Source organism: Saccharibacillus endophyticus, assembly GCF_013185185.1.
Lineage (GTDB): Bacteria > Bacillota > Bacilli > Paenibacillales > Paenibacillaceae > Saccharibacillus > Saccharibacillus endophyticus.
The window spans coordinates 12,377-38,146 of sequence record NZ_JAAZWE010000007.1 but is presented as its reverse complement, the minus strand read 5'-3'; the positions used below and the strand labels follow the sequence as shown (position 1 = coordinate 38,146).

The 25,770-nt window shown below is 56.4% G+C and carries 18 protein-coding genes; 5 read left to right on the top strand and 13 right to left on the bottom strand.

Going from position 1 to position 25,770, the window contains the following annotated elements; all coding sequences use genetic code 11:
• Positions 1–100 precede the first annotated feature (100 nt).
• A complete protein-coding gene (ppk1, locus tag HRQ63_RS22045; RefSeq protein ID WP_172247319.1) occupies positions 101–2,209 on the top strand; it encodes a polyphosphate kinase 1 in 2,109 nt (702 codons plus the stop codon).
• Positions 2,210–2,612: 403 nt separating this feature from the next.
• Here ppk1 and HRQ63_RS22040 read toward each other — a convergent pair whose 3' ends face one another.
• Both HRQ63_RS22040 and HRQ63_RS22035 read right to left on the bottom strand, forming a co-directional pair.
• Positions 2,613–4,184: a Ppx/GppA phosphatase family protein gene (locus HRQ63_RS22040; RefSeq protein ID WP_172247318.1), complete on the bottom strand. Its 1,572-nt coding sequence runs from the start codon at positions 4,182–4,184 to the stop codon at positions 2,613–2,615.
• A 185-nt stretch (positions 4,185–4,369) separates the two neighbouring features.
• Positions 4,370–5,185 carry a glycerophosphodiester phosphodiesterase gene (locus tag HRQ63_RS22035; RefSeq protein ID WP_172247317.1) on the bottom strand — a complete coding sequence of 272 codons (816 nt, stop codon included), beginning with the start codon at positions 5,183–5,185 and terminating at the stop codon, positions 4,370–4,372.
• 248 nt (positions 5,186–5,433) lie between these two features.
• Between HRQ63_RS22035 and HRQ63_RS22030 the strand changes: the two genes are divergently transcribed.
• The 3 genes from HRQ63_RS22030 to HRQ63_RS22020 all read left to right on the top strand — a co-directional run bounded on the left by HRQ63_RS22030 (position 5,434) and on the right by HRQ63_RS22020 (position 9,068).
• A complete protein-coding gene (locus HRQ63_RS22030) occupies positions 5,434–6,405 on the top strand; it encodes a carbohydrate ABC transporter permease (protein WP_172247316.1) in 972 nt (323 codons plus the stop codon).
• Positions 6,402–7,226 (top strand): carbohydrate ABC transporter permease, encoded by an 825-nt coding sequence (locus tag HRQ63_RS22025; RefSeq protein WP_172247315.1) that lies wholly within the window; start codon positions 6,402–6,404, stop codon positions 7,224–7,226. The genes HRQ63_RS22030 and HRQ63_RS22025 overlap by 4 nt, the downstream gene beginning before the upstream one ends.
• Before the next feature lie 426 nt (positions 7,227–7,652).
• Positions 7,653–9,068, top strand: a complete 1,416-nt coding sequence (locus HRQ63_RS22020) for an ABC transporter substrate-binding protein (RefSeq protein WP_172247314.1) — start codon at positions 7,653–7,655, stop codon at positions 9,066–9,068.
• A gap of 181 nt (positions 9,069–9,249) precedes the next feature.
• On the opposite strand, the gene HRQ63_RS22015 is transcribed toward HRQ63_RS22020, so the two are convergent.
• The 3 genes from HRQ63_RS22015 to ilvA form a co-directional block, all read right to left on the bottom strand.
• A complete protein-coding gene (locus HRQ63_RS22015; protein ID WP_172247313.1) occupies positions 9,250–11,247 on the bottom strand; it encodes an S-layer homology domain-containing protein in 1,998 nt (665 codons plus the stop codon).
• 140 nt (positions 11,248–11,387) lie between these two features.
• Positions 11,388–12,428 carry a S66 family peptidase gene (locus HRQ63_RS22010; RefSeq protein ID WP_172247518.1) on the bottom strand — a complete coding sequence of 347 codons (1,041 nt, stop codon included), beginning with the start codon at positions 12,426–12,428 and terminating at the stop codon, positions 11,388–11,390.
• Positions 12,429–12,600: 172 nt separating this feature from the next.
• On the bottom strand, positions 12,601–13,890 hold the full coding sequence (gene ilvA, locus HRQ63_RS22005; RefSeq protein WP_172247312.1) for a threonine ammonia-lyase IlvA: 1,290 nt from the start codon (positions 13,888–13,890) through the stop codon (positions 12,601–12,603).
• Between the two features lie 268 nt (positions 13,891–14,158).
• Here ilvA and HRQ63_RS22000 point away from each other — a divergent pair, with 268 nt between their 5' ends.
• Positions 14,159–15,055 (top strand): AraC family transcriptional regulator, encoded by an 897-nt coding sequence (locus HRQ63_RS22000; RefSeq protein ID WP_172247311.1) that lies wholly within the window; start codon positions 14,159–14,161, stop codon positions 15,053–15,055.
• Between the two features lie 244 nt (positions 15,056–15,299).
• On the opposite strand, the gene purD is transcribed toward HRQ63_RS22000, so the two are convergent.
• The 8 genes from purD to purQ all read right to left on the bottom strand — a co-directional run bounded on the left by purD (position 15,300) and on the right by purQ (position 25,766).
• Entirely contained in the window at positions 15,300–16,580 is a 1,281-nt protein-coding gene (gene purD, locus HRQ63_RS21995; protein ID WP_172247310.1) for a phosphoribosylamine--glycine ligase, read from the bottom strand.
• Positions 16,581–16,731: 151 nt separating this feature from the next.
• Positions 16,732–18,279, bottom strand: a complete 1,548-nt coding sequence (purH, locus tag HRQ63_RS21990) for a bifunctional phosphoribosylaminoimidazolecarboxamide formyltransferase/IMP cyclohydrolase (RefSeq protein ID WP_172247309.1) — start codon at positions 18,277–18,279, stop codon at positions 16,732–16,734.
• Between the two features lie 40 nt (positions 18,280–18,319).
• Complete coding sequence (locus HRQ63_RS21985; RefSeq protein ID WP_172247308.1) at positions 18,320–18,718, bottom strand: NUDIX domain-containing protein; 399 nt, start codon at positions 18,716–18,718, stop codon at positions 18,320–18,322.
• Positions 18,718–19,269 (bottom strand): phosphoribosylglycinamide formyltransferase, encoded by a 552-nt coding sequence (gene purN / locus HRQ63_RS26390; RefSeq protein ID WP_229714164.1) that lies wholly within the window; start codon positions 19,267–19,269, stop codon positions 18,718–18,720. The genes HRQ63_RS21985 and purN overlap by 1 nt, the downstream gene beginning before the upstream one ends.
• A gap of 473 nt (positions 19,270–19,742) precedes the next feature.
• The gene (purM, locus tag HRQ63_RS21975; RefSeq protein WP_172247307.1) at positions 19,743–20,783 is read right to left on the bottom strand and encodes a phosphoribosylformylglycinamidine cyclo-ligase; all 1,041 of its coding nucleotides are present in this window, start codon (positions 20,781–20,783) and stop codon (positions 19,743–19,745) included.
• A 594-nt stretch (positions 20,784–21,377) separates the two neighbouring features.
• Positions 21,378–22,853 (bottom strand): amidophosphoribosyltransferase, encoded by a 1,476-nt coding sequence (purF, locus tag HRQ63_RS21970; RefSeq protein WP_172247306.1) that lies wholly within the window; start codon positions 22,851–22,853, stop codon positions 21,378–21,380.
• Positions 22,838–25,099 (bottom strand): phosphoribosylformylglycinamidine synthase subunit PurL, encoded by a 2,262-nt coding sequence (gene purL / locus HRQ63_RS21965; RefSeq protein WP_280529332.1) that lies wholly within the window; start codon positions 25,097–25,099, stop codon positions 22,838–22,840. The genes purF and purL overlap by 16 nt, the downstream gene beginning before the upstream one ends.
• Complete coding sequence (gene purQ / locus HRQ63_RS21960; protein ID WP_037284816.1) at positions 25,077–25,766, bottom strand: phosphoribosylformylglycinamidine synthase subunit PurQ; 690 nt, start codon at positions 25,764–25,766, stop codon at positions 25,077–25,079. Before purQ ends, purL begins: the two co-directional genes overlap by 23 nt.
• Positions 25,767–25,770 lie beyond the last annotated feature (4 nt).

Sequence of the window (25,770 nt, the reverse complement as noted above, 5' to 3'; positions counted from 1 at the left end):
TGCTTTCGTAAACGAATCAATGCTTGTGCAAACAACGTTTGCGCTGCTGTCGGGGCACAAACAATCTGTGGCGCATACGCGCCGTAATTTTGGAGGAATTATGGATAACCAAGCCGCTCACCGGGGTTCTTCCCCGTACTACATCAACCGTGACCTCAGTTGGATCGAATTCAATTATCGCGTACTTGAAGAAGCGCAGCACCCGGATACGCCACTTCTGGAACGCGCCAAGTTTCTGGGCATCGTCTCGCGCAACCTGGACGAATTCATGAGCGTCCGAGTGGCGGGCATCCGCAATCAACTCAAAGCCGGTATCGTCAAAAAAGACTTTTCCGGCTATACGCCGCAGGTTCTCTACAAGCGGCTCTCGAAACGCGTCGAAAAAATGGTCACTGCCGAGTATCGTACATATCGCGACCTGATTCGCTTGCTCGCGAAAGATAATCTCGTGCTCAGCCATTACAATGATTTGACCGCAACCCAACAAAAGTCCGCCGACGACTACTTCCATGACGTCATCTTCCCGATCCTGACGCCGATGGCGGTCGATCTCAGCCGCCCGTTCCCGCTTGTGCATAGTCAGAACGTCTATCTGGCCGCCGTGCTCGAACGCGAAAACGCGACAGCCGATCTGCCTGACGACGAACGTTATTACTTCGCGATCGTGCAGATCCCTTCGATTCTGCCGCGCCTTATTCCCGTCGCAAGCCGCAGCCATAGCAAAAAGCAAGTCTACGTCCTGATCGACGAACTGATCTGCAATCATATCCAGACGCTCTTCAGCGGCTACAAGCCGGTAGCCGTGCATGCGTTCCGCCTGTCTCGGGACGCGGATCTGGAGATCAACGAAGAAGAAGCGGAAGACCTGCTCGAAGAGATCGAGAACAAGCTGCGCAAACGCCGCCGCGGCGCGCCTGTACGTCTCGAAGTAGAGAAAGACTTCCATCCCTACGCCCTGCAACTGCTGCTGGAAGAATTCGAAATCAACGATGCCGTCTACGAAATCGACGGTCCGATCGACCTCGGCTTCATGACGTCGTTCGCGGGCTCGATCAAAAACCGGGATCACCTGCGTTATCCGACGGCACGCTCCGTTTACCCGCCGGAATTCGCGGACGGCGAGGACACCGATTTCTTCGCAACATTGAAAGAACGCGACGTGCTCTTGCACCATCCGTTCGAATCGTTCGACGCCGTAAGCGACTTTGTCGAGCAGGCCGCCGAAGATCCTGGCGTGATGGCGATCAAGATGACGTTATACCGGGTCAGCAGCAAATCGCCGATCATTCGCTCGCTCGCCGAAGCGGCCGAAGCAGGCAAACAGGTCACTGTCGTCGTCGAACTGAAAGCCCGCTTCGACGAAGAACGTAACATCACTTGGGCTCGCGAACTGGAAAAAGCCGGATGCCACGTCGTATACGGTCTGGTCGGGTTAAAGACGCACGCCAAAGCGATCCTCGTCGTTCGGCGCGAGGAAGACGGCTTGCGCCGCTACGTCCATGTCGGCACGGGCAACTACAACGATACGACCGCGCGCCTGTATACGGACGTCGGTCTGATGACTTCCAACGCTTCGATCGGCGAAGACGCGTCGGAGCTGTTCAACCATATCACCGGTTACTCGCGCCACCCGGATTGGCAAGAGATTTCGGTCGCGCCGGATACGATGATGGGCACGTTCGTGACCAATATTCGCCGCGAAGCCGATCATGCGAAGGCTGGCCGTCCTTCCCGCATCATCGCCAAGTTCAACTCGCTCTCCAATCAGCAGATCATCGACGAACTGTACGAAGCTTCGAAGGCCGGCGTCAAGATCGACCTGATCGTGCGCGGCGTCTGCTGCTTGCGCCCGGGCGTCGAAGGATTGAGCGAAAATATTACGGTGCGCAGCATCGTCGACCGTTATCTGGAACATTCCCGGATCTTCTACTTCGAAAACGGCGGCGGCGAAGATTCCGAAATCTTCCTGGCCAGCGCAGACTGGATGACCCGCAACTTGACGCGCCGCGTCGAGCTGATGTGCCCGATCCGCGATGCCGGTTGCAAAGATACGCTGCTTAACATCGTCAAGCTGTACCTGAAGGATAATGTGAAGGCTCGCATTTTGACTTCAAGAGGCAGCTACGAACCGTTCGAAAACGGCGAAGAAGACTTCCGCAGCCAATTCCGCGCCGAAGATATTCGGACATGGAAGTCCACGCTGGTTTAGACAAATGGCAATGGGCCGAGATTAACCTTTTGCGCCGTTCGACGATAATGCGAATCGTGCGAATCGTGCGAATCGTGCGAATCGTGCGAAAGTTTGCAGCGGGTTTGATTATGAATTCAATCACGAGCTTTACTGTACAAATGTTGATTAAAAAAACCGGCTGCCCGTCATTGACGACGGGCAACCGGTTTTTGGTTTGCGTGTTTTGTTTTGTGGATTAATGGCCGATCGTCAAGCAGAATCATTTTAAAATGTATGCAAAACGTCAACATTCGGGCAAAGTGCGCTCAATTTCGCCAACACCTAGCTTTTTGACCAGATTGCTCGATTGCTGCGCCATGATAACGCTCTGTTTCTGCTTTGAGGAAATACCTACGCCGAAATTTTAACTGACGAACCTATTTTATTTGCTCGCCGAACGGATCTTCAATTCGATCCGCACGTTCCATTCCTTTTCGAATTCCTTCGAAGCCAGCTTCAGGTCACGGATCTCCATAAAAGCTTCCGTGCGGCAGGTCAGCTCCATTTCGAAGTGATCGCCGCTTCGTTTCGCTTTCAGATCCGTTACGGCCTGCGTCTCGCTGGAGTCCAGCGCGGCCGCCATTTGAAGTACGGCTCCCAGGCGGCGGGTGCGTTCTTCGTCTTTCGGAAGCAGAATGTCTTTATACGTCTGCGCCGTAGCGCTTTTGCGCCATTTGAACTTCGCGGCGAGCCCGGCGATCAGCGCGGTCAGGATGATTTCCCGATGCGTCAGTCCGGCCAGCGGCCGCTTGGTCAACAGATACTGCGTATGCTCTTCATAATCGATATAGCCGATCTCCGTTCCGGTCTGATACGTCCAGGCCGCCACGCGAAGCAGCTTGCGGTTCCATTCGTCTTCGCCGCCTTCGCTCAGTGCTTCGTACAGGATGCGCGCGAAGCGCTCCGTTTGGCGAAGGTGAAGCTGACGCGGCTTCGGCGCATTCGCGAGCAGCGCGCGAAGCTCGAATTCGAGGACGTTCTCGTGCACGGCCTGTTCGGGACGCAGCAGCTCGAAAAACAGCCCTTCGCGCAGGCCTGTCGCGCTGACGACATAACGGGCAGCTTTCATATGACGGAACAGGGTACGCAAAATAATCATGCCCGGCACGATGATATCGATCCGGTTCTTCGACAAACCCGGCACGCGTTTGCGGCGGTTGTTGTCCATGCCCGGAAGCGAATGGTAGAAATAATCGACGTCTTCGCCCTGCATCGCGTAATTATGCGTATGCGGCAGCGAGTAATTGCGCCGGCGCTGATCCATTTTGCCGAGTCCGCGGATGGTACCGCCCAGACCGACGAGGTCGAGTCCGGGATGTTCCGACATCCACGGATGCTTGCGGGCTTCGGCCAGCACGAAATCTTCCAATTCGCCGACGCGTTCTTCCGTCCAGCTTCCGCTTCCGCCGAAACGCACGTTCATGTTGACCGCGCCGAACGGGAACGAGAAGCTCGACACGCGCCGACGCTCCTGGAATAACGTGATCTCGGTACTGCCGCCGCCGATATCGATAATGAAGCCTTCGGCGATATCGATCTTGTTGACGACGCCGATAAATCCGTAATGGCCTTCCATTTCGCCGGGCAGCAGCTCGATGTCCAACCCGGTCTCGCGATTCAGAATCTCGATGATCTGATCGGAATTGGAAGCGTTTCGGATCGCTGCCGTAGCGACCGCGCGGATTTTCGCGGCCCCGTAGGCTTTGCAGATCTCGATGAACTGTCGCAGCACGGGCACGACGGAATGGATGGCGGGCGACGGCATGATACCGTCCGCAGTAACCAACGCGCTGAGCCGGGCCGCTTCGCGCGACTCTGTCAAGACGCGGTATGAGCCGCCGCTCTCGCTCTCGTACACGACGAGCCGGATCGAGTTGGAACCGATATCGATAATGCCGGCCCGAAGGCTGGTTTGCTCCGCCTCGGGGCGGGTCGTTTCAGGTAGGGTAGTCATAGCGTTGGATAGCTCCTTGTCCCCGGCGTCCGCACGCGGACTGCCGGACAATAATTAATGCCGGTTTGTTTACCTTTTCATTAGACTTAACCTTAGCAAACCAAACAGGGCGGCGCAATGCGCGCTGCCCTTGTTTTTTACATTGATTTTACTTTTCTTTGCCGCGCCTGCCTCAAAATCGGCCTTTAAAGCCCTGAATCCATCCGACGCTGCATCAATAACCGTAACGCCCGGTCCGGGTGGTCGGTAATAATCCCCGCCGTCCCCATCTCGATCAAGGCATTCAAACGCGCTTCGTCATTGACGGTAAACGGATGATAATCAACGCCGCCGGCTTCCAGCGCTTCCCGCACCCGCTCCGCCGTAACCGCAGGGTCGTACGCATGCAGCGCATCGGCGCCAAGCGTCTTTGCGTAATCCCACGGCCGATATAACCCTTCCATATATAACACGCCCGTACGGATCTCCGGCGCCAACTTTTTACATAAAGCGAGCGAATAATGGTTGAAGCTCGAAAGGATCGTGCGACTCTCCAATCCGTACTCCCGAACCGCCCGAACCACTTTCTCTTCCAGGCCCGAATAAGCGCGAATCGTATTTTTAAGCTCAATATTCAAAACGATTCCCGTATCCTTCCCCAATTGTAACAACTCGGTCAAATGCGGAATCGGCTCGCCCATAAACTCGGGATGGTACCAGCTTCCGGCGTCGAGACTGCGAAGCTCCGCGTATGTCTTATCGCCTACCCAGCCCGATGCTCCGGCCGTGCGGGACAGCGTCTCATCGTGAATCAGCACCGGTTCTCCGTCGGCGCTAAGCTGCACATCCGTCTCGATTCCCGTTGCTCCAAGCTCTACCGCCCGTCGAAAAGCTGCCATCGTGTTTTCGGGCCGCGTCCCCGAAGCCCCTCGATGCGCAAAAATGATCGGCGCACCGGGCTTGCCTGCCGCCGAACGTTGCTTGGTTTGAAGGGTATCCGTACTTCGAATCCATTCATTCATAACTATCGCCTCTTCTCCCGATCGGCCTTCGGCCGCTCTTATATAGTCTGTTCCTCTTTCCCCTTAGTATACCCATTCTACGTAAATCCCATGTTAAAAGAACGAATTTACCGTAAAATGGATTTTTTACACAACAGGGGGGTTTTATTTAACAAAGTATTGGTAGGCTTAACGTGCTTGGTCGGGAGAGCCAGGGTTTACCCGACACTCGGCATTTCAGGCATACATAAGGAGGCTTGGCCCCGCGCATGGAAAACATGGACAAGACCGCTTCGGTTTCGCTCGATAAAAAACGCAAAGCAGCAGGCGCAAGCGTCAGCGGCGATCCTTCGCGCGCCGCCAATCTCGGCCGATTCCGCGAAGCCGCGCTGGCCGCGCTGTTCATTGCTCCGGCCTTACTGCTATTCGGCATTTTTCTGTTCTATCCCTTGATTCAATCCGTCTACCTGAGCCTGCACTCGACGAATCCTCGCGGACAGGTCGCAAACTTCGTAGGCTTGACCAATTTCCGTAATCTTTTCGCTTCGTCGGGATTTCCGAACAGCCTCGTCGTAACGTTGAAATTCATTTTGTTCACGGTTCCGGCCAGCTTGGCGCTTGCGCTCGCCTTCGCCGCCGTCTGCCGCAGCAAGATTCGGGGCATGCGCATCTTCCGCTTCGTGTTCGCGTTGCCGATCGCCGTATCCGTCAGCACGGGCTCGATCATGTGGATGGTTCTTTTTCATCCCACGCTCGGAAGCCTGAATTATTTTCTCGGCAAAATGGGGCTCGCTCCCGTCCAGTGGCTGACCGATCCCAATATGGCGCTGCTGTCGATCTCCCTCATGACCGTCTGGATGAATGTCGGTTTCCTGTTCATCCTGCTGCTCGGCGGGATGCAGGGAATTCCGGAAGAAATCTACGAGAGCGCCAGGATCGACGGCTCCGGCCCGATGCGCACCTTCTGGACGCTGACGCTGCCGCTCGTCTCGCCGACCTTGTTCTTCGCCTCTGTTACATCGGTCATCGGGGCGTTCCAAGCCTTCGGACAGATCAACATTCTGACCAAAGGCGGCCCCGTCAACAGTACCGACGTGCTTGTCTTCAGTCTCTATGAAGATGCGTTCGTCAACTTCCGCTTCGGAGTCGGCAGCGCTCAAGCGCTTGTGCTGTTCGCAATCGTGCTGCTCATTACCGTTATTCAATTCGTGTTCGCCGAAAGGAAGGTGCATTACCAGTGAAACGACTCTCGGTGTCCCGTACACTGGCTTACCTGCTATCGGCCGTCGCGGCGGTATTCATCCTGTTTCCGTTTTGGATTACGCTATCCAATGCTTTTATGACTGAAGCCGAATCGGCTGCCTATCCGCCGAAGCTGTGGCCGACCGGGCTTCATCTGGACAATTTCTCCGGCGTGTTGGCTTCGATTCCGATCGTGCGGTTTATTTTGAACAGTTTTATCGTGAGCAGCGTGATTACGATCGGCTGTCTGGTAACGTCGTGCATGGCCGCTTACGCGTTCGCTTTTCTGCGTTTTCCCGGCAAAAAAATCATCTTCGCGCTGTTCCTGTCCACGATGATGATTCCGTGGGAAGTCGCGGTGATTCCGAACTACTTGACCGTACGCAGTTGGGGCTGGCTCGACAGCTACGCGGGATTGACGGTTCCGTTTCTTGCGACCGCGTTCGGCGTGTTCCTGATGCGGCAGTTCTTCCTCCAGCTTCCGAAAGAACTGATGGAGGCTGCGCGGATCGACGGCTGCGGACATATTCGCATCTTCCTGCGCTTGGCCGTTCCATTGTCGATGCCCGGACTCGCCACGCTCGGCGTGTATTCGTTCCTGAATCATTGGAATATGTATCTCTGGCCTCTTTTGGTGACGAGCAGCGAAAAGATGCGCACCGTGCAGATCGGGGTCAGCATGCTGCAATTCTCGGAAATGACCGCTTGGAACCTGGTTATGGCAGGACTGGTGCTGGTCCTGCTGCCGTCGTTGATCATGCTGGCGCTCGGCCTCGGCCGATTGGTCGGCGGACTGACGGCGGGTGCTTTGAAAGGATAACGATTGCCGAAGAATACCATGCTCAACGAATATAGGGTTCGTTCTTTCGGATCGCCGTTTCCGCTTTTCTCACGAATACGCAAACATTCGCGACAAAAGCGGAGACGGCGCATAGCCGTCCGAATCCCGACCCGGCCCCCGCCGGGTCCCTCTCAGACTTGAACGCACCGCTCGCTGCGGTGCAACCGAAACGGTCCGCGCCGTGCCATCGGCGAAGCGCGGTTCTCGTGGAGTCCGGCACCGCCTCTGCCTCCCCCTACCTTGTGCGGAGTGCCCCGGATCTCCATATAGCCCGGACGGACACGCGGACAGCTCTGCGACTCCGCCTTCCTCCGGGTCCTTTTTTACGGGCATCAATGCAACTCTTTATAGGCAATACGTACGCTTCATGCAACGACTACAAAGAAGAGGGAGTGGGAATTTTCGATGAAAAGCAGCCGAAAGTGGATGTTTGCCTGCCTATGCATGTTGATGGTGGTTCTGACTGCATGCGGAGGCGGCGGTAATCAGACTGCAACCGGAACGGGAACGGCCGAGGCCGCTTCAAGCAATGCTTCGGGAAGTACCTCGGGCAGCACGGATACGACGGAAAGCGGCGGCGATCCGGTTAAAGTCGTCTGGTGGCACGCAATGAGCGGTGAACTGGGTACGGTCGTTGACGAGTTGGTGAAGCAGTTCAACGAATCCCAGGACGACGTGCAAGTCGAAGCCGTGTTCCAGGGTACATACGACGAGAGCCTGAACAAGCTGAAGACCGCGATGGGCTCCGGCACGGGACCGACTATGATTCAGACCTATGAGATCGGCAGCCGTTTTATGATCGATTCCGGCGCGATCACGCCGATGCAGCAGTTTATCGACAAGGAAAGCTATGACGTGTCGCATCTGGAAGAAAACATTCTCGGCTACTACACGTTCGACGACCGCCTCTACTCGATGCCGTTCAACACGTCGAACCCGATTCTCTACTATAACAAAGACGCGTTCAAAGCAGCCGGACTCGACCCGGAGAACCCGCCGAAGACGTACGCGGAAGTCGAAGAAGCGGCCAAAACGCTGACCAAAGACGGCATGACGGGCGGATCGTTCGCGATCTACGGCTGGTTCATGGAGCAATTGCTTGCCAATCAGGGCGCGGAACTGCTCAACAACAGCAATGGTCGCGAAGGAATGGCCGATCAAGCACAACTGGGTGCTCCTGCCGCCGTCAGCACGCTCGAATGGTGGAAAAAGATGGTCGACGAAGGCTCCATGCTGAACCTCGGCCGCAAAACGGACGATACCAAGAAAGCTTTCGCAGCCGGACAAATCGCGATGACCCTCGACAGCACGGCTTCCCTGCGCGGCATCGTGCAGGCTGCCGAAGGCAAGTTCGAAGTCGGAACGGCCGCCCTGCCGAAACCGACCGAAGCCGATGCGGGCAAAGGCGGCGTGATCGTCGGCGGCGCAAGCCTCTGGATGCTGAACGACCGCCCGGAAGAAGAGCAGCAAGCGGCTTGGCAGTTCATCAAGTTCCTGGCCGAACCGGCTACGCAAGCTTACTGGCACGTAAACACGGGCTACTTCCCGATTACCAAAGAAGCGTACAACGAAGATCTGGTCAAAGAAAACCTGGAAAAGTATCCTCAATTCCAGACAGCCATTGACCAACTGCACAATACGGAACTGACGCCAGCTACTCAAGGCGCCGTCATGGGCGTATTCCCGGAAGCCCGCCAGTTGACGGAAACGGCGATCGAAGAAGCGCTCACGGGCGCGGCATCGCCTCAGGACGCGCTGGATCGCGCTTCGGCTGAGATTACGCAGAAGATTCAGGAGTATAACAGTACGGTAGCTCAGTGAGAATAAGCTCGGTGCGCTGCGGGAGAAATTCGCTTTTCGCTTATTTATAAGGAAATAAAAAGAACGGCCCGGTTTTTAATCCTACCAGGCCGTTCTTTTTATTCGCTTTTTCTTTTGTTCTTCCATGCATCGGATCGTACCAGTTTTTCGAACCTATATTCAAGCAGATCTTTTAATGATGTCAATTCAGTATCGGAGGACTGACCTTCGATAATTTAGGCGTTCCGGCCAATCCGTACTGATCTTTCGTGATGACTTCAAAATAAACTCTATGGTTTGCATCGCTGCTTGTCAGCTTATACGTCTTACTAGTGGCGCCATCGATCGGCACCATCGAATTATCGCTTTCAAGACGGTACCACTGGTACGTCGATTCGCCTTCAGTATTTCCGTCCGGATCGCTGAAGTCGTAGCTGCCGCCTAAGGTCTCGCCGATTTCGAAAAAGCCGCTATTGCTCTCGATCTTAACGTTAGAAGCAGTCGGAGCTTGATTGGCAGCTTTAACGACGGAAGAAAGCCCCATCTGCTGGATACCCGTCTGGCCTTTCGAGTCTTTGGGCGTTACTCGGAATATCAAGATCTTACCGATATCGTCAGACGTCGGCGTATAGGATATTCCGTTCGCTCCGACGATCGGTTGCGTTGTTTCATCGTCTCCTGTACGCGACCATGCATACGTCGTACCCGCTTCGCTATCTCCGTCGGCATCAGAGAATACATAACTTCCCGTCAACTCCTTGCCGACCTCCGGAGTTCCAATAATCTTGACTTCGGAAACGGTCGGGGCTTGATTAACCGCTTTGACCGGAGCAGTCGGCGCCGACATGCCGGCATTGCCAATTTTGCCGCTTGAATCTTTGGGAGTGACGATGAAGACGATTGTATAGTCGATATCGCGATTCGTCAGCGTATATACGGGAGCGTTCGCTCCTTCGATGAGTTCGGGCGAGTGATTTTCCGCTAAGCGGTACCACTCGTAAGTCGATCCTTCTTCTGTGTCGCCGTCGATATCTTTGAAAAAATAGCTTCCCGAAAGTTGCTTGCCGACTTCCGGAGTTCCGATGACCGTAACGTCGACGGCTTCCGGTTTATGATCGGCACCTCGAAGGACGATTGCAGTCGGCTTCGAATAGGTCGCTATGCCCGATGTTCCTCGAGCATCTCGCGGAATCACGGCGAAGACGAGTTTTTTGCCGATATCTTCGGAAGTGATCGTATACGTATTCCCCGTAGCTTGAGGAATCGGAATGTACGAGCCGTCTTCGTTCACCAGATGCCAATTCATCGTTGTATTCTTCTCGGCGTCACCATCCGCATCGTAGTACTCATAGCTGCCGGTCAAAGTCTCTCCCGCCATTGCACTGCCGATGATTTGAACTTTCGAAACCGAAGGCGCCTGATTAGCCGGTGACGGAGTCGGAGAAGGCGTCGTCTGAATAGGTGTCGGCGCGGGCGGCGCAACCGGGATCGGCGCAGGTGCGGGAATCGGTTGCGGTGCCGGGATCGGCATTGGGGGTACAGGCGACGGGATCGGCGCAGGCACGGCAGCTTGTTCTTTGACCTTATACGTCCGAACGGCTACCATCGCGGCTTCTTGTCGATTACTGACGGCAGTGGGATTGAATTTGCCGCCGCTGCCGTTCATCAAGCCGGATTTGACCGCACTTGCCACATAACGGGAAGCCCAGTCATGAATAGAATCAGCATCTTGGAATTGAGACAAGGCGCTGGCGTCCGATTCAATAGGAAGATTAAGAGCTTTGACGATCACAATCGCCAATTGCTCGCGAGTCAGCGTTTGTTTGGGACTGAAAGTGCCATTTCCGCCGCCCAGCATAATTCCCGCTTTTTTAACGGCTTCGATATAAGGAACGCTCCATTGATTTTCGGGAACGTCTTTGAACGTCGTCGCCGCTTCGGAATCTAACGGAAGCTTAAGCAGTTCGACGATAACTTTCGCCATTTCTTCGCGGGTAATCTGACCGTTCGGGCGGAAATTACCGTTGGCATCTCCTGAGAAAAGATTGAGAAGTTGCGCTTGGGTGATAGAATCGCGGGCCCAAGAAGAAGCTTGATTCAAGTCTTTGAATGCTGGAACGCTTTCAGCTTGAGCTGCAAAGGAACCCATCATACTTGCCGCAACCAATAAAGATGCCAATACTTTCTTTGTAGCGATCAAAAAAATTTCCCCCTCAGGTTTCTCTTAGATGTATAAAATCACTCGAATTATATCGGGAAACCGAGGGAAAAGTTTAGAGCTTGAAGAAAATAAAATTGTACCCAAAATTGTCGCTGCTCAAAATGCCATGCACCCCGAACTTACTTGAAAATCTGCAACACGCTCGCCGTACCTTTTTCTTCGGAGAACTCGACCTGGGCCATCGCGCCGTTGATCAGCGTCAGCTGCGGCGGCATATGGCCGCAGTCGATATCGTACAGCACAGGTACTCCCAGTTCCTCGGACAGGTCGCGGTAGACGTCTTCGGCCGTGTAACCGCCGACCGGCGTGTTGGCGGGGCTGCGTCCGAACATCAGGCCGGAACAGTTCTCGAACCATCCCGCCAACTTCATCTGGACCAGCGAGCGGCGCAGGTCGGCGGTGTTCATTTCGCAGTTTTCCAAATACCAGAGTACAGGCTCGCCGGGCATATGCTTCTCGCGGAAAGCTCGCACGTCGCCGTAAGGCGTACCGATCAGATGGCGGATTACGTCGATACAGCCTCCGAGCAGACGTCCCTTCAGACCGACGTCGCTGCCGGAAATGCTGCGCCAGACGGTCGGTTCGGTCAGGTTGAACACGCTGTCGTCCGAGCTGTCCTGTTCGGCATTTTCTGCCCGGTGCTTCCATTCGACCTGATATCGCTCGGAAGAACGCTGCTCGAACGATCCGCCTGCAGGTGTCGTCAGCGCTTCGCGCCACTTGGCGGTCGTCTCGTCGTCGATGCTTCCGCGCAGATCGACCAAATTGGTGCCGTGCGCGGTGGCAAGGCCCGTATTCAGCGTGACCGCAAGCAGCAGCAGGCTGATATCCGAGTAGCCCAGCAGCCACTTTTCGCCGATCTGCTCGTAGTCGATGTACTCCAATACTTCAACCAGCAGTTCCCCGCCCCAGGGCGGCAGTACAAGACCGATTCGATCATCCTTCAGCATCCGGTTCAACTCGTCTGCACGAAGGCGGGCGGGAGCGGATTTGGCTTTGTGCTGCGTCCAGATCGTATCGCCGCCCGATACCGCGAAGCCTTCCTTTTCCATCCGTCGGATCGCCTGCTTCAAAAGGTCATGCATGGAGGGCTCAACCCCCGAGGACGGAGCCGTGACGCCGACCGTCGCGCCTTCTTTCAATAACGGGTAACGAATCATGGGGTTCTCTCCTTTGTTGATCGGTATCCATTTCATGTTATCCAAATCTATGCCCTCTGACAAAATATTTCAAGCCGCCAAAGTCAAAAGCCTGTCCAAGCTCCGGAATTCCGGGTTGGGACAGGCTTATTTTCAGGAATGGAAAAGAATCGATGCAAATGCGATCTAACCCTCAGATCAACAGACTGAACAGGCTCGGATCGCGATTCAGTTCGGTGTAGTTGATGCCCTGCTCGTCCATTCGGGCGATCAGCGGTTCGTAGTCTTCGCGCGCCGTCAGCTCGATGCCTACCAGGGCCGGACCGTTTTCTTTGTCATTCTTCTTCGTATATTCAAAGCGCGCGATATCGTCGTTCGGACCGAGCGCTTTTTCCAGAAACTCGCGGAGCGCGCCTGCTCTTTGGGGGAAGTTGATCAGGAAATAATGCTTCAGCCCTTCGAAAATGAGCGAACGCTCCTTGATCTCCTGCATGCGGTCGATATCGTTGTTGCCGCCGCTGATGACGCAGACGATCGTTTTGCCTTTGATCTCGTCGCGGTACAGGTCCAGTGCTGCTACCGGAATCGCTCCTGCAGGCTCGGCCACGATCGCATTCTCGTTGTACAGGTCGAGGATCGTCGTGCAGACCTTTCCTTCCGGTACCTTCACGACCTCGTCGAGCATCCGCTTGCAGATGTCGTAGGTATGCTGTCCGACTCTTTTCACGGCCGCGCCGTCGACGAATTTGTCGATCTCGTCGAGCGTCACGACTTGTCCGCGCGCCATCGCTTCGCTCATCGAAGCCGCACCCAGCGGTTCGACCCCGATCATGCGCGTGGACGGGCTCATCGTCTTGATATATTGGGACACTCCCGCAGCCAAGCCGCCCCCGCCGATCGTCAGGAACACATAGTCGGCCGGTTGTTCCAGGCTCTCCATGATCTCCATGCCGACCGTGCCGTTGCCCGCGATGATCATCGGGTCGTCGAACGGATGGATAAAGGTCAATTCCAGCTCCGTGCACGCTTTCATCGCTTCCGCATACGCATCGTCGAACGTATCGCCGGTCAAAATGACTTCGACGCTTTGTCCGCCGAATTTGCGTACCATTTTCACCTTTTGGTTCGGCGTCGTGCTCGGCATATAGATTTTTCCGTGAATGCCCAATGCGTGGCAGGAAAAAGCGACGCCCTGCGCATGGTTGCCCGCGCTCGCGCAAACGATGCCGCGTTCGCGTTCCTCTTCGCTGAGGCTGCGGATTTTGTTGTAAGAGCCGCGGATCTTGAACGAACGCACCACCTGCTGGTCTTCGCGTTTCAAGTAAACGTCGCATTCGTATTTGGCCGACAATGTCGCATCGCGATGCAGCGGCGTGCGCACGATCGCTTCGCGCAGCCTGTGATGCGCCCGGACGATGTCTTCCATCGTGACCAGATCGTCGTTTTTTGTATCGTCAACTTCCACAGTAGGTTCGGTTTTCATGTTGTTCTCCTCGCTCCTGATATTGTTTCCATGTGTACCATCCGTCATATCATCGAATTAAATTTAAAGGTAACGCGATTTCGCGAAAAATTCAAGCTTCGCATGGGAATCCATGCCTTCGGCGTCGAATCGGTACAAGGCGGGATAGCGACGGTTTACCTTCATATATCGTCCGTTTCCAAAAGAAGATCAAGATCGCAAAAACGGACAAACGTTCGCATCATCCTTCTGTTAAGATGAATGTACCGATCGGGAGGGAACGAAAAATATGGATCATACCGCATGTATCCAGCGCACGCTGGACTACATCGAGGATCATCTCAAGGAACGGCTGAGCGCCGAAGACCTGGCTCGGCAAGCCGGATTCTCGCAGTATCACTTCTATAAAGTGTTTCATTCGAGAACGGGTCTGCCGATCATGGACTATATTAGGCGCCGACGACTGGCCCATGCCGCAGCGGACATGGCCGGACGCCGCAACCTGCTGGAGATCGCCCTCGATTACGGCTTCGAGACGCACGCAGGCTTCACCAAAGCTTTTCGCAAAACATACGGACTCACCCCGGAACAGTATCGCATCCACGCCACCGGCCGCGTTCCCGAGCGGGTGGACCTTGCGAAGCTGGCCGATTATAACATGAGCGGAGGAATGATGATGAGACCGAAGATCGTAAGCAAGCCCGAAATTAAGCTGGTAGGTTATGCCCTGGAGACCCGAATGAACGGCGAGAACTTCACGGAGATTCCGGCCTTTTGGAACCGGTACATCGAAGAACAGTGGGGTCATAAGCTGTATCAACAGATCAAACCCGTCAAAGATGCCGAATACGGTGCCTGCATTATGCTTCCCGACAAACCGGAACACTTCTTGTACGTGATCGGCTTTGAAGTGGAGAACTTCGATAACGCTCCGGAAGGCACGCATCAAGCGGTGATCCCGGCTTCGACCTATGCCGTGTTCACTTCACCAAAAGCGGATCGCGCGAACGGAGCCTTCACCGACGCGATCCAGGGAATGACCACTTACGTCTACAACGAGTGGTTCCCGAGCTCGGGTTATGCGTATGCCAAGAACGGCGTAGACTTCGAACTGTACGACGAGCGCAGCAGCGGGGATAAGGACTTGCAGATGGATCTGTATGTTCCGGTAGAGAAACAAGAGTAGGCTAGGAACAGCATGAAAGCGAACTATACTCGCGAAAAAGCATTCAATCTTGGCAAGAAGTCCGAGCCTTTCACGGTTCGGGCTTCTTTGCGTCTATGCGCTGCGCGTTACGATTGATAAGGGTCACGTCGCGACTTTTGCCCGTTACCCGTTAGCCCACAATCTCCCGTAAAAAACGAAGCGGCCCCAAAATGGGCCGCTTCGGAAATTACGTTTCGTTTTCTACACTTCCCGATTTTGATGCTTACGCGCGCGGCGTCAACGCCTTCGCCGCAATGTCGCTGCGCTTATGCGCGCCGTCGAATGCAACGCGTTCCGTCGCCGCATAAGCAGCCTCGCGGGCTTCGGCGATGCCCGTCCCAAGTCCGACTACGCCCAGCACGCGGCCGCCTGCCGTAACAAGTTCACCGGATTCATTACGAGCCGTACCTGCATGGAAGACCAATCCTCCGCCTGCTTCGGCCGCTTCAATGCCCGTAATGACGCGACCCTTCGGATACGAAGCCGGATAGCCTTCCGAGGCCAGCACGACGCACACTGCCGCGTCTTCGCTCCATTGGATCTCGATATCGGCCAGCGTTCCGTTGACAGCCGCCAGGAAGATGTCCAGCAGATCGCTTTTCAGACGAGGCAGTACCACCTGCGTCTCCGGATCGCCGAAGCGCGCGTTGAATTCCACCGTACGCGGCGTACCGTCTGCTTCGATCATCAAGCCAGCGAACAACACGCCGGTAAACGGACGTCCTTCGCTGACCAGCGCTTTAGCCGTCGGCTTGATGATTTCTTCGATCGAGCGCTCGATGATCGCGGGATCGATATGCGGCAGAGGCGAGTACGTGCCCATGCCTCCGGTATTCGGACCTTTATCGCCGTCAAAAACAGGCTTATGATCCTGTGCAGCGGGCATCGCGCGAACGGTCTCGCCGTCCACGAAAGCCAAGATCGACATTTCTTCGCCCGCCATGAATTCTTCGATCACGACTTTGCTGCCCGCCGCTCCGAACGAACCGCCGACCATGGCATCATGCAGAGCCTTCTCGGCTTCTTCGATCGTTTGCGCTACCGTTACGCCCTTGCCCGCGGCCAGACCGTCGGTTTTGACGACGATCGGCGCTTGCTGCGAACGCAGATAAGCCAGAGCCGTCTCGTAGTCGTCGAACGTCTCGTAAGCGGCTGTCGGAATCGCATACTTTTTGAGCAGATCCTTCATGAAGGCTTTGCTTCCTTCGATCTCGGCCGCGTTCCGGCGAGGTCCGAAGACCGGAATATTTTTCTCTTCAAAAGCATCCACGATGCCTGCCGCAAGCGGATCGTCCGGGCCGACCACGACGAGGCCGACTTTCTTCTCCAGCGCGAATGCCGTCAATGCTTCGAAATCGAATACGCCGATATCCACGCATTCCGCAACATTCGCGATTCCCGCATTCCCCGGCGCGCAGTAAATCTTCCCGGCTCGCTGCGACTGCGACAGCGATCGGCAGATCGCGTGTTCGCGACCGCCGCCTCCTACAACCAAAATATCCATTCCAACGTCCCCTCTCGCTTCATCGTGTGTTCCTTTTCCCATAACGGTTATTCCTTATAAAAAAACGCGCGTCGTCCGTGGACCCGTCCGCCTGACGCAGACCCGATCCGCCGGCGCGACGCGCGTCGATGTGAAGGCTTTGAACTTGATCTTAGTGCTTGAAGTGGCGAACGCCCGTGAAGATCATCGCGATTCCGGCTTCGTCGGCTGCTTGGATCGATTCTTCGTCCTTGATCGAGCCGCCCGGCTGAATGATCGCTTTTATGCCGTGTTTGGCTGCGAGTTCAACGGTATCGCCCATCGGGAAGAACGCGTCGGAAGCGAGAATCGCGCCCTGCGTTTTGTCTCCGGCTTGCTCCAGCGCGATCTTGGCCGAACCGACACGGTTCATCTGACCCGCGCCGACGCCGATCGTCATGTTATCAGCCGCCAGCACGATCGCGTTCGACTTGACGTGCTTCACGACTTTCCAACCGAACAGCAGCTGCTTCAGCTCGTCTTCCGTAGGTTGACGCTTGGTCACGACTTTGAGGTCGGCGTCGCTCAGCGAGTGAACGTCGCTTTCCTGCACGACCATGCCGCCTTCGATTGAAGTCACGACATGCACGGATGCGCGTCCTTCCGCCGAAGTCAGTTCGCCCATTTTGAGGAGACGGATGTTTTTCTTTTTCGTGAGGATTTCGAGCGCTTCCGGGGTGAAGTCCGGAGCCAGCACGATCTCCAGGAAAATCTCGCTCAAAGGCTGCGCCGTCTCGGCGTCAATCGTACGGTTAGCCGCCACGATTCCGCCGAAGATGGACACGGGATCGGCGCTGTACGCTTTGCTGTAAGCTTCCGCGATCGTCGATCCTACGCCTACGCCGCAAGGATTCATATGCTTAACGGCTACAACAGCAGGCTCGCTGAATTCTTTGACAATCTGGAGCGCCGCGTTAGCGTCGTTAATGTTGTTGTAGGACAATTCTTTGCCGTGCAGCTGTTCGGCAGTCGTCAGCGTGCCTGCCGGCGCCAACGGCGCGCGGTAAAAAGCAGCCGCTTGGTGAGGGTTTTCCCCGTAACGGAGGTCTTGAATCTTCTCGTAAGTCACTGTGTAGCGCTCCGGAAGCGGGTCGCCCGTTTGCTTCGCGAGGTAGTCGGCGATCAGAGCGTCGTAGGAGGCGGTATGACGGAACACTTTCGCAGCGAGTTTTTTACGGGTATCGAGCGTCGTGTCGCCTTCGGCGCGCACTTCTTCGATCACTTTGCCGTAATCCGCGCTGTCCACGACCACACTGACGAACGCATGATTTTTCGCCGCGGAACGCAGCATCGTCGGACCACCGATATCGATGTTTTCGATCGCGTCTTCGTAAGCCACGTCCGGCTTGGCGATCGTCTCTTGGAACGGGTACAGGTTGACGACCACGAGGTCGATGTAATCCAGGCCCAGTTCCTTCATTTGACGCGTGTGCTCCTCGTTGTCGCGCACGGCGAGAAGTCCGCTATGTACGGCAGGATGCAGCGTTTTGACGCGGCCGTCCATGATTTCCGGGAAGCCCGTGACGTCGGAGATTCCGATGACCGGAACGCCTTCCTGCGCCAGCAGGTTTTTCGTGCCTCCGGTGGAGATGATTTCGACGCCGAGCTGCGACAGCTCGCGGCAGAATTCGACGATGCCTGTTTTGTCCGATACGCTGACCAGCGCTCTTTTGATACTCACGATGAAAAGTCCTCCTTGGGGTTACGGGATTGGGATAGGCTTATTGGATCAATCTCAATGCTTCTCGGGAAAACGTTGCGATGTCCGTCTCCGGCGGCAGCTCGTTCAACGAAAACCAGCGAAGCTCCGCATGTTTCTGCGGCTCGCGGTTTTGCGGTTCGCCGCCGGTGTAACGGACTTTGTAGATCAGCGACAGCAGATGGCGATCCTGTTCCGGTTGAATGGTCTCGTCCGTGCACAGAAGACGTTCGACCTCGACGACCAGGCCCGTTTCTTCCTCGACTTCCCGCACGATCGTATGCTCCAACGTTTCGAAAGGATCGACCTTTCCGCCGGGAATGCTCCATTTATGAATCTCGGGGTCTTTCTTGCGAAGCACCAGCAATACCTGGCCTTCGTCGTTTTGAATGACCGCTCCGGTTCCGACTATGATTGCCATCAGAACAACCGAACTTGGCGACCGTCCAGCTTGACCCGGCCCGCCGCGAACCACGATACCACTTCGGGATACAGCAAACGCTCCTGCTCCTGAATACGAAGCTGAAGCTCGACCGCCGAATCCTCAGGCAGCACTTCAACGGCGCGCTGGGCGATGATCGGCCCCGTGTCCATCCCTCCGTCGACGAAATGCACGGTTGCGCCGCTGACTCTTACGCCGTGCGAAACCGCTTGTCCCGCGGCGTCTTTGCCGGGGAACGACGGCAGCAGCGACGGGTGGATATTGATCATCCGCCCCATGTACGGTTCGACCAGAACGCTCGTCAAAAGACGCATGTATCCGGCGAGCGCGATCAGGTCGATCTTGGCTTTCGCCAATTCTTCCAAAATGATACGCTCGTACGCTTCGCGCGATTCGTACTCTTTCGGCGTAAACACGAATACCGGAACGCCCGCTGCGCGGGCGCGTTCAACGGCTTTCGACTGCGGCTTGTCGGAAACGAGCAGCGCAATCTGCGCGCCGAGTTGTCCCGCGCGGGCCGTATCGAGCATAGCCTGGAAGTTGCTTCCGGAGCCGGACGCGAATACCGCGATGCGGTAAGGCTTATTCGGACCTTCGCCGTCGGGCAGCGCTTGTTCCAGCTCGCGAAGCTGCGCAGCGGGATCGCCTTCGTTTTCGGCAAAATCGTCGGCTTCGTCCGGGTCCGCGACGGCCGGAATTCCCGGCATGGTCAGCGGCTTAGGTTCGGCTCCGGGCGTCGCAGGCTGCGGAACCGGTTCGCCGTCGGGAGTGACCGGCTGCGGGACAGGCGTTGTCGGAACAGTAGAAGGCTCCGGCGTGCTCGGAACGGCAGGAATCGGCACGGGAATCGCAGGCTCGCGGGACGGATCGGGCGCGTCCGGAGTCGTCGGAACGGCCGGGTCCGGCTCGTTCGGCAGTCCGGGCATCGGGCCCGGCTTGAGCGGCACTTCTTCCTCGCTCAGCCGAGTGTTCTCCTCCCGAATGTCTTTGCCTTCGATCCCACTCATTGCGCGTTACCTTGGAACGTCACGACTTTCTCGCCTGCCGTCACGCTGCCGATCAGGTAAGCCTCTTCGCCCGCTTCTTTCAATTGGCGAAGCGCTTCTTCCTTGTCCGCCTCGGCCACGATCAGAACCAATCCGATGCCCATATTGAACGTCGTGTACATATCGCTGTCCGTGATGCCGCCTTTTTCCTGCATCAGCTTGAAGATCGGCAGTACCGGCCACGTGCCGTGCTGGATCTCGACGTTCACGCCTTCCGGCAGCATCCGCGGGATATTCTCGATAAAGCCGCCGCCCGTGATATGCGCCATGCCTTTGACTTCGATGCTTTTCAGCAGCCGCAGTACCGGTTTCACGTAAATTTTGGTCGGTTCCAGCAGCGTCGCGCCGAGCGTGCCGCCGAGTTCAGCCACTTCGTCCGTGAGTTGGTAGCCGTGCTGCTCGAGCAGCAGTTTGCGCACGAGCGAAAAGCCGTTGCTGTGCACGCCGCTCGAAGCCAGTCCGATTACCGCGTCGCCCGCCGAGATCGACTGGCCGTTGATGATTTTCTTTTTATCGACGATACCGACCGTGAAGCCCGCGATATCGTACTCGCCTTCGGTGTACATGTCCGGCATTTCCGCCGTTTCGCCGCCGATCAGCGCGCAGCCGGATTGCAGGCAGCCGTCCGCGATGCCCGCGACGATGTCTTCGATTTTCTCCGGCACGACTTTGCCCGTCGCCAGATAGTCGAGGAAAAAGAGCGGCTCCGCGCCCTGCACGATAATATCGTTCACGCACATGGCGACGGCGTCGATGCCGATCGTGTCGTGCTTGTCCATCGCGAACGCGATTTTCAGCTTCGTGCCGACGCCGTCCGTTCCGGAGACGAGCACCGGCTCTTCATAAGCGTCTTTGTTCAGGCCGAACAACGCGCCGAACCCGCCCAAATCCGTCATGACTTCCGGACGGAACGTTTTTTTGACGTGCTTTTTCATCCGTTCGACCGCTTCGTTGCCCGCCGCGATGTCGACTCCGGCATTTTTGTAGGCTTCAGACACAACCGACACATCCTTTATCTTCAAATTAAATTCCTGTTCGTGGGGAAGCTGAAGGGCGCTGCGGGAGAAATTCGTTCAAGGCGCTGTCTCGCCCGGAGATTTAAGCTTGAAATGTACATTTCAAGCTTAAATCTCCGGGCTCAAAGGCGCCTTTCACTGAATTTCTCCCTCCGCTTAACAGCTTCCGAACATGCATTTTAATTTCCAGATGCAAGCGTCGCTTGTATCTGGAAATTAAGTTAGGTTAAAGATCTTTTCGATTACATTCGAAAAGGAAAGCTTTATGATTTATATCCTGCTTTGCCGTTGGACTCGCTCGAACTTCGAACGCTCTTCTAAGAAATTATATACATTTACCCCAAGCGCTTTTTCTCCCAAAAGAAAAAGCAGCACTGCCCTCTACCCTACCCACAAAAAAGGGATGCGTGCGCGTCGGAGTCAGCGGAGGGTGGAGGGAGCCTGAAGAAACGAAGTGGTCGCCTTTGAAATACGATTCCTACCTCTAAATAAGTTATCTAATGAAGGAATCGGATTGAAACAGCGATCGGAAGGCCCCTCCACCCGCAGCGCCTCCCCCACCTCACCCTTCCCTTTTCAACATCCGCATCCGAGTTTTTCTTCTCCCCCGAAATCCACCTGGGTCGGATAATCGTTGTCGAAGCAGGCCATGCACAAACCGCCTTTATAAGCTTCCCGGTCCTCGCCGTCCACGGCTTCGATCAAGCCTTCGTAGCTCAGGAAAGCGAGCGAATCCGCGCCGATTTCTTCGCGGATCTCTTCGACGGTGCGGGAAGACGCGATCAGTTCGCGGCTGTCCGGGGTGTCGATGCCGTAGAAGCACGGGTTTTTGAACGGCGGCGAGGTGATGCAGACATGGACCTCGGTCGCGCCTGCTTCGCGAAGCAGGTTCACGATGCGGCGGGACGTGGTGCCGCGCACGATCGAGTCGTCGATCATGACGACGCGTTTGCCTTCGACGACGCGGCGCACGGCGCTCAGTTTCATTTTGACGCCTTGCTCGCGCAGTTCCTGGCTCGGCTGGATAAAGGTCCGGCCGGTGTATTTGTTTTTGATCAGGCCGAGTTCGTACGGGATGCCCGTCTGCTCGGCGTAGCCGATCGCGGCGGAGATGCTGGAGTCCGGCACGCCGGTTACCAGATCGGCGTCGACGAATTTTTCCCGCGCCAGCACGCTGCCCATCCGTTTGCGGGCGGAGTGCAGGTTCGAGCCGTTCATGTCGCTGTCGGGACGCGCGAAGTAGATGTACTCCATCGCGCACAGCGCTTTGCGCTGTCCTTCGGTGAAGCGCTCTTCGTGCAGGCCTTCGCGGTCGAGCACCAGCATTTCGCCCGGACGGACGTCGCGGATACTTTCCGCGCCGATGACTTCGAGCGCGCAGGTCTCCGACGTGAAGATGTACGCGTCGCCGAGACGGCCCATCGTGAGCGGGCGCAGTCCGTTCGGGTCGCAGGTGACGAGCAGCTTGTCGTGCGTGAGCAGCATGAACGCATAGCCGCCGACGATCCGGTTCATGGCGTCTTTCGCCGCTTCGACGAAGTCTTTCGGCGAACGGGCGATCAAGTGAGCCACGACTTCCGTGTCGCTCGTCGTCTGGAAAATCGAACCGCTTTCTTCCAGCTCGCGCCGAATTTGCGGCGCGTTGACGATATTGCCGTTGGTGGCGACCGCGAGGTCGCCGCCTTTGTATTTGAACACCAGCGGTTGGGCGTTGGTCAACCCTCCGCCGCCGCTTGTCGAATAACGGACGTGGCCGATCGAGTGCTTTCCTTGAAGTCCGGCGAGCGTGTCTTTGTCAAAAACCTCTTTGACCAGACCCAAACCGCGATGATAATTGAAGTGATCTTCGTCGCTGACGCAAATCCCCGCGCTTTCCTCTCCCCGGTGCTGAAGTGCATGCAAACCGTAATAGGACAGGGACGCGGCGTCCGGATGTCCGTAGACCCCGAACACGCCGCATTCTTCGCGCAGGGTGTCGAACGGATCGATCTGATCCATTCCCTCGTTGTAGTAGTCCCCCGTCCACAACGGCTGCTTTACTTCATCAGACATGGAATCGCATCCTCCCAGACCTGTTTGAGTGTATGAATCTCTTCGCTGAGCACTTCTTTTCCGTCTACCGTGATATGGAGCTGCAGTCCCGATACGCGTCCGATCTTCGCGGCCGGAACGCCGTGCGCCGCAAGTCCGCTCAACAGCGCATCCGCGTTTTCCGGCGTTGCCGACAGCAGGATTCGCGATTGGCTTTCGCTGAACAAAGCGAAATCGGGACGAAGGCCGGCTTCGCCGATCTCTTCCGTATGGATGCTGACCTGAGCGCCCAGACCGCCGCCGATGCAGCTTTCCGCTACGGCAACCGCAAGACCGCCGTCCGACAAGTCGTGCGCCGAACGCACAAGACCGCTTTGGATCGCTTCCAGCACGCCGCCCAGCAGTTTCTTTTCGACTGCCAGATCGAGCTGCGGAGGACGTCCTTCCGTTACGCCGTGAACCACCTGCTGGAATTCGGTTCCGCCAAGCTCCGCACGCGTAACGCCGGTCAGGATCAGGATATCGCCTTCGCCTTTGAAATGCTGCGTCGTGATATGATCCACGTCGTGCACCAGACCGACCATGCCCACGACCGGAGTCGGGTAGATCGAGCCTTTGGCGTTTTCGTTGTACAAGCTGACATTGCCGCCGATAACCGGCGTATCCAACTCGCGGCAAGCTTCGGCCATGCCGTCGACCGCTTTTTCCATCTGCCAGAAGATTTCCGGCTTTTCCGGGCTGCCGAAGTTCAGGTTGTCCGTGATCGCCAGCGGCTCCGCGCCGGAGCAGACGATGTTGCGCGCCGCTTCGCTGACTGCGATGCGTCCGCCCACTTCAGGGTCCAGATACACGAAACGTCCGCTGCAGTCCGTCGTCATCGCCAACGCTTTGCGCGTGCCGTCGATCGTCACGACCGCCGCGTCCGAGCCCGGACGTACCGCCGTGTTCGTGCGTACCATGTAGTCGTACTGCTCGTACACCCAGGCTTTGCTCGCCACGCTCGGCGAACCCAGCACTTTTTTCAAAGCGCCGCCCAGATCCGTTACTTCGTTGTAAGCCGTCGTGTCGACGGTCGCGTTCTGCGCGTAGTAAGCCGGTTCGCTCGAAGGCTTGTCGTAGATCGGGCATTCGTCGACCAGCGCGTGCACCGGCATGTCGCCGACAACTTCGCCGTGATGCAGCAATTTCAAACGTCCGTCGTCCGTTACTTTACCCACCTTCGCGCAAATGACGCCCCAACGCTCGAAGATTTCCATCGCCTGCGCTTCGTCTTTCGGTTCGACGACGAACAGCATGCGCTCTTGGGACTCGGACAGCATCATTTCGTATGCCGTCATGCCTTCTTCGCGCTGCGGCACTTGGTCGAGGTACAGTTCCAGGCCGTTGCCCGCTTTGCTCGCCATTTCCGAACTGGAGCACGTCAGACCCGCTGCGCCCATATCCTGAATGCCGACCACGATGCCGCTGTCGATCAGTTCCAGGCAAGATTCCATAACCAGCTTTTCCATAAACGGATCGCCGACCTGAACCGCTGTCTTACGCTCTTGCGATTCTTCCGTCAGTTCTTCGGATGCGAACGTCGCGCCGTGGATGCCGTCTCGTCCCGTCGGAGGACCGACGTAGAAGACCGGGTTGCCGATGCCTTTCGCCACGCCGCGCTGGATCTTGTCGTGATCGATCAGGCCGACGCACATCGCGTTGACGAGCGGGTTGCCTTCGTAGCTTTCGTCGAACACGACTTCGCCGCCGACCGTCGGGATCCCGATACAGTTGCCGTATCCCGCGATGCCGCTGACGACATGTTCGAACAGGTATTTGACACGGTCGCTTTCAAGCCGTCCGAAACGCAGCGAGTTCAGCGACGCGATCGGGCGAGCGCCCATCGAGAAAATATCGCGGATGATGCCGCCCACGCCCGTTGCCGCGCCTTGGAAAGGCTCGACCGCCGAAGGGTGGTTATGGCTTTCGATCTTGAACACGACCGCCTGGTTATCGCCGATATCGACGATGCCCGCGCCTTCGCCCGGTCCCATCAGGACGCGGGGACCCGTGACCGGGAATTTGCGCAGCAGCGGCTTCGAATTTTTGTAGGCGCAGTGCTCGGACCACATTACGCTGAAAACGCCGATTTCCGTGTAGTTTGGCTTACGGCCGAGAAAACCGCAGATGAGCTCGAACTCGCTGTCCGATACACCCATCTGTTTGTAAATTTGCTGATCCGCGATTTGCTCCGCCGTCGGTTCCTTAACGGACATTTGCTGCGTCATGTTGTTCCCTCCAAGCGTTAATAATCGATGTGAACATCTTCTTGCCGTCTGTCGTGCCGAGAATTTCGTTGACCGCGCGTTCCGGGTGAGGCATCATGCCGAGCACGTTGCCGGCTTTGTTCGTGATGCCCGCGATATCGTCCACCGAACCGTTCGGATTGCTTTTATACCGGAAAGCGATCTGATTGTTGGCGCGCAGTTCCTCCAACGTCTCTTCGTCGCAGTAGTAGTTGCCTTCGCCGTGCGCGATCGGAATCACGATCTCTTCGCCGGCCGCGTAATCTCGGGTAAACGGGGTTGCATTGTTTTCCACTTTCAGCACCGTGTCGCGACATGCGAATTTCATCGACATATTGCGGCGGAGTGCACCAGGGAGCAGTCCGGCTTCGGTCAGGATCTGGAAACCGTTGCAGATGCCGAGCACGAACTTGCCTTCTTCGGCAGCCTTCGCCACTTCGTTCATGACCGGAGCGAAACGCGAGATCGCGCCGCAGCGCAGATAGTCGCCGTACGAGAAACCGCCCGGCACGAGGATGCAATCATAGGCGGAGAGGTCGGTCGCGGTGTGCCAGACGTAATCGACCGGCTCGCCCAGAACATTTTCTACCGCTTTGTAACAGTCGATATCGCAGTTGGAACCGGGAAATACGAGGACTGCAAATTTCATGGTG

Excerpts from the sequence above, each read along its gene's own strand:
- HRQ63_RS21985 (WP_172247308.1), bottom strand. The coding sequence starts at position 18,718 with ATGGCAATCATAGTCGGAACCGGAGCGGTCATTCAAAACGACGAAGGC.
- HRQ63_RS22010 (WP_172247518.1), bottom strand. The coding sequence starts at position 12,428 with ATGATTCGTTACCCGTTATTGAAAGAAGGCGCGACGGTCGGCGTCACG.
- HRQ63_RS22030 (WP_172247316.1), top strand. The coding sequence starts at position 5,434 with ATGGAAAACATGGACAAGACCGCTTCGGTTTCGCTCGATAAAAAACGC.
- purD (WP_172247310.1), bottom strand. The coding sequence starts at position 16,580 with ATGGATATTTTGGTTGTAGGAGGCGGCGGTCGCGAACACGCGATCTGC.
- ppk1 (WP_172247319.1), top strand. The coding sequence starts at position 101 with ATGGATAACCAAGCCGCTCACCGGGGTTCTTCCCCGTACTACATCAAC.
- ilvA (WP_172247312.1), bottom strand. The coding sequence starts at position 13,890 with ATGAAAACCGAACCTACTGTGGAAGTTGACGATACAAAAAACGACGAT.
- HRQ63_RS22000 (WP_172247311.1), top strand. The coding sequence starts at position 14,159 with ATGGATCATACCGCATGTATCCAGCGCACGCTGGACTACATCGAGGAT.
- purL (WP_280529332.1), bottom strand. The coding sequence starts at position 25,099 with ATGACGCAGCAAATGTCCGTTAAGGAACCGACGGCGGAGCAAATCGCG.
- HRQ63_RS22035 (WP_172247317.1), bottom strand. The coding sequence starts at position 5,185 with ATGAATGAATGGATTCGAAGTACGGATACCCTTCAAACCAAGCAACGT.
- purQ (WP_037284816.1), bottom strand. The coding sequence starts at position 25,766 with ATGAAATTTGCAGTCCTCGTATTTCCCGGTTCCAACTGCGATATCGAC.
- HRQ63_RS22040 (WP_172247318.1), bottom strand. The coding sequence starts at position 4,184 with ATGACTACCCTACCTGAAACGACCCGCCCCGAGGCGGAGCAAACCAGC.
- HRQ63_RS22020 (WP_172247314.1), top strand. The coding sequence starts at position 7,653 with ATGAAAAGCAGCCGAAAGTGGATGTTTGCCTGCCTATGCATGTTGATG.
- purF (WP_172247306.1), bottom strand. The coding sequence starts at position 22,853 with ATGTCTGATGAAGTAAAGCAGCCGTTGTGGACGGGGGACTACTACAAC.
- purN (WP_229714164.1), bottom strand. The coding sequence starts at position 19,269 with ATGCTCGATACGGCCCGCGCGGGACAACTCGGCGCGCAGATTGCGCTG.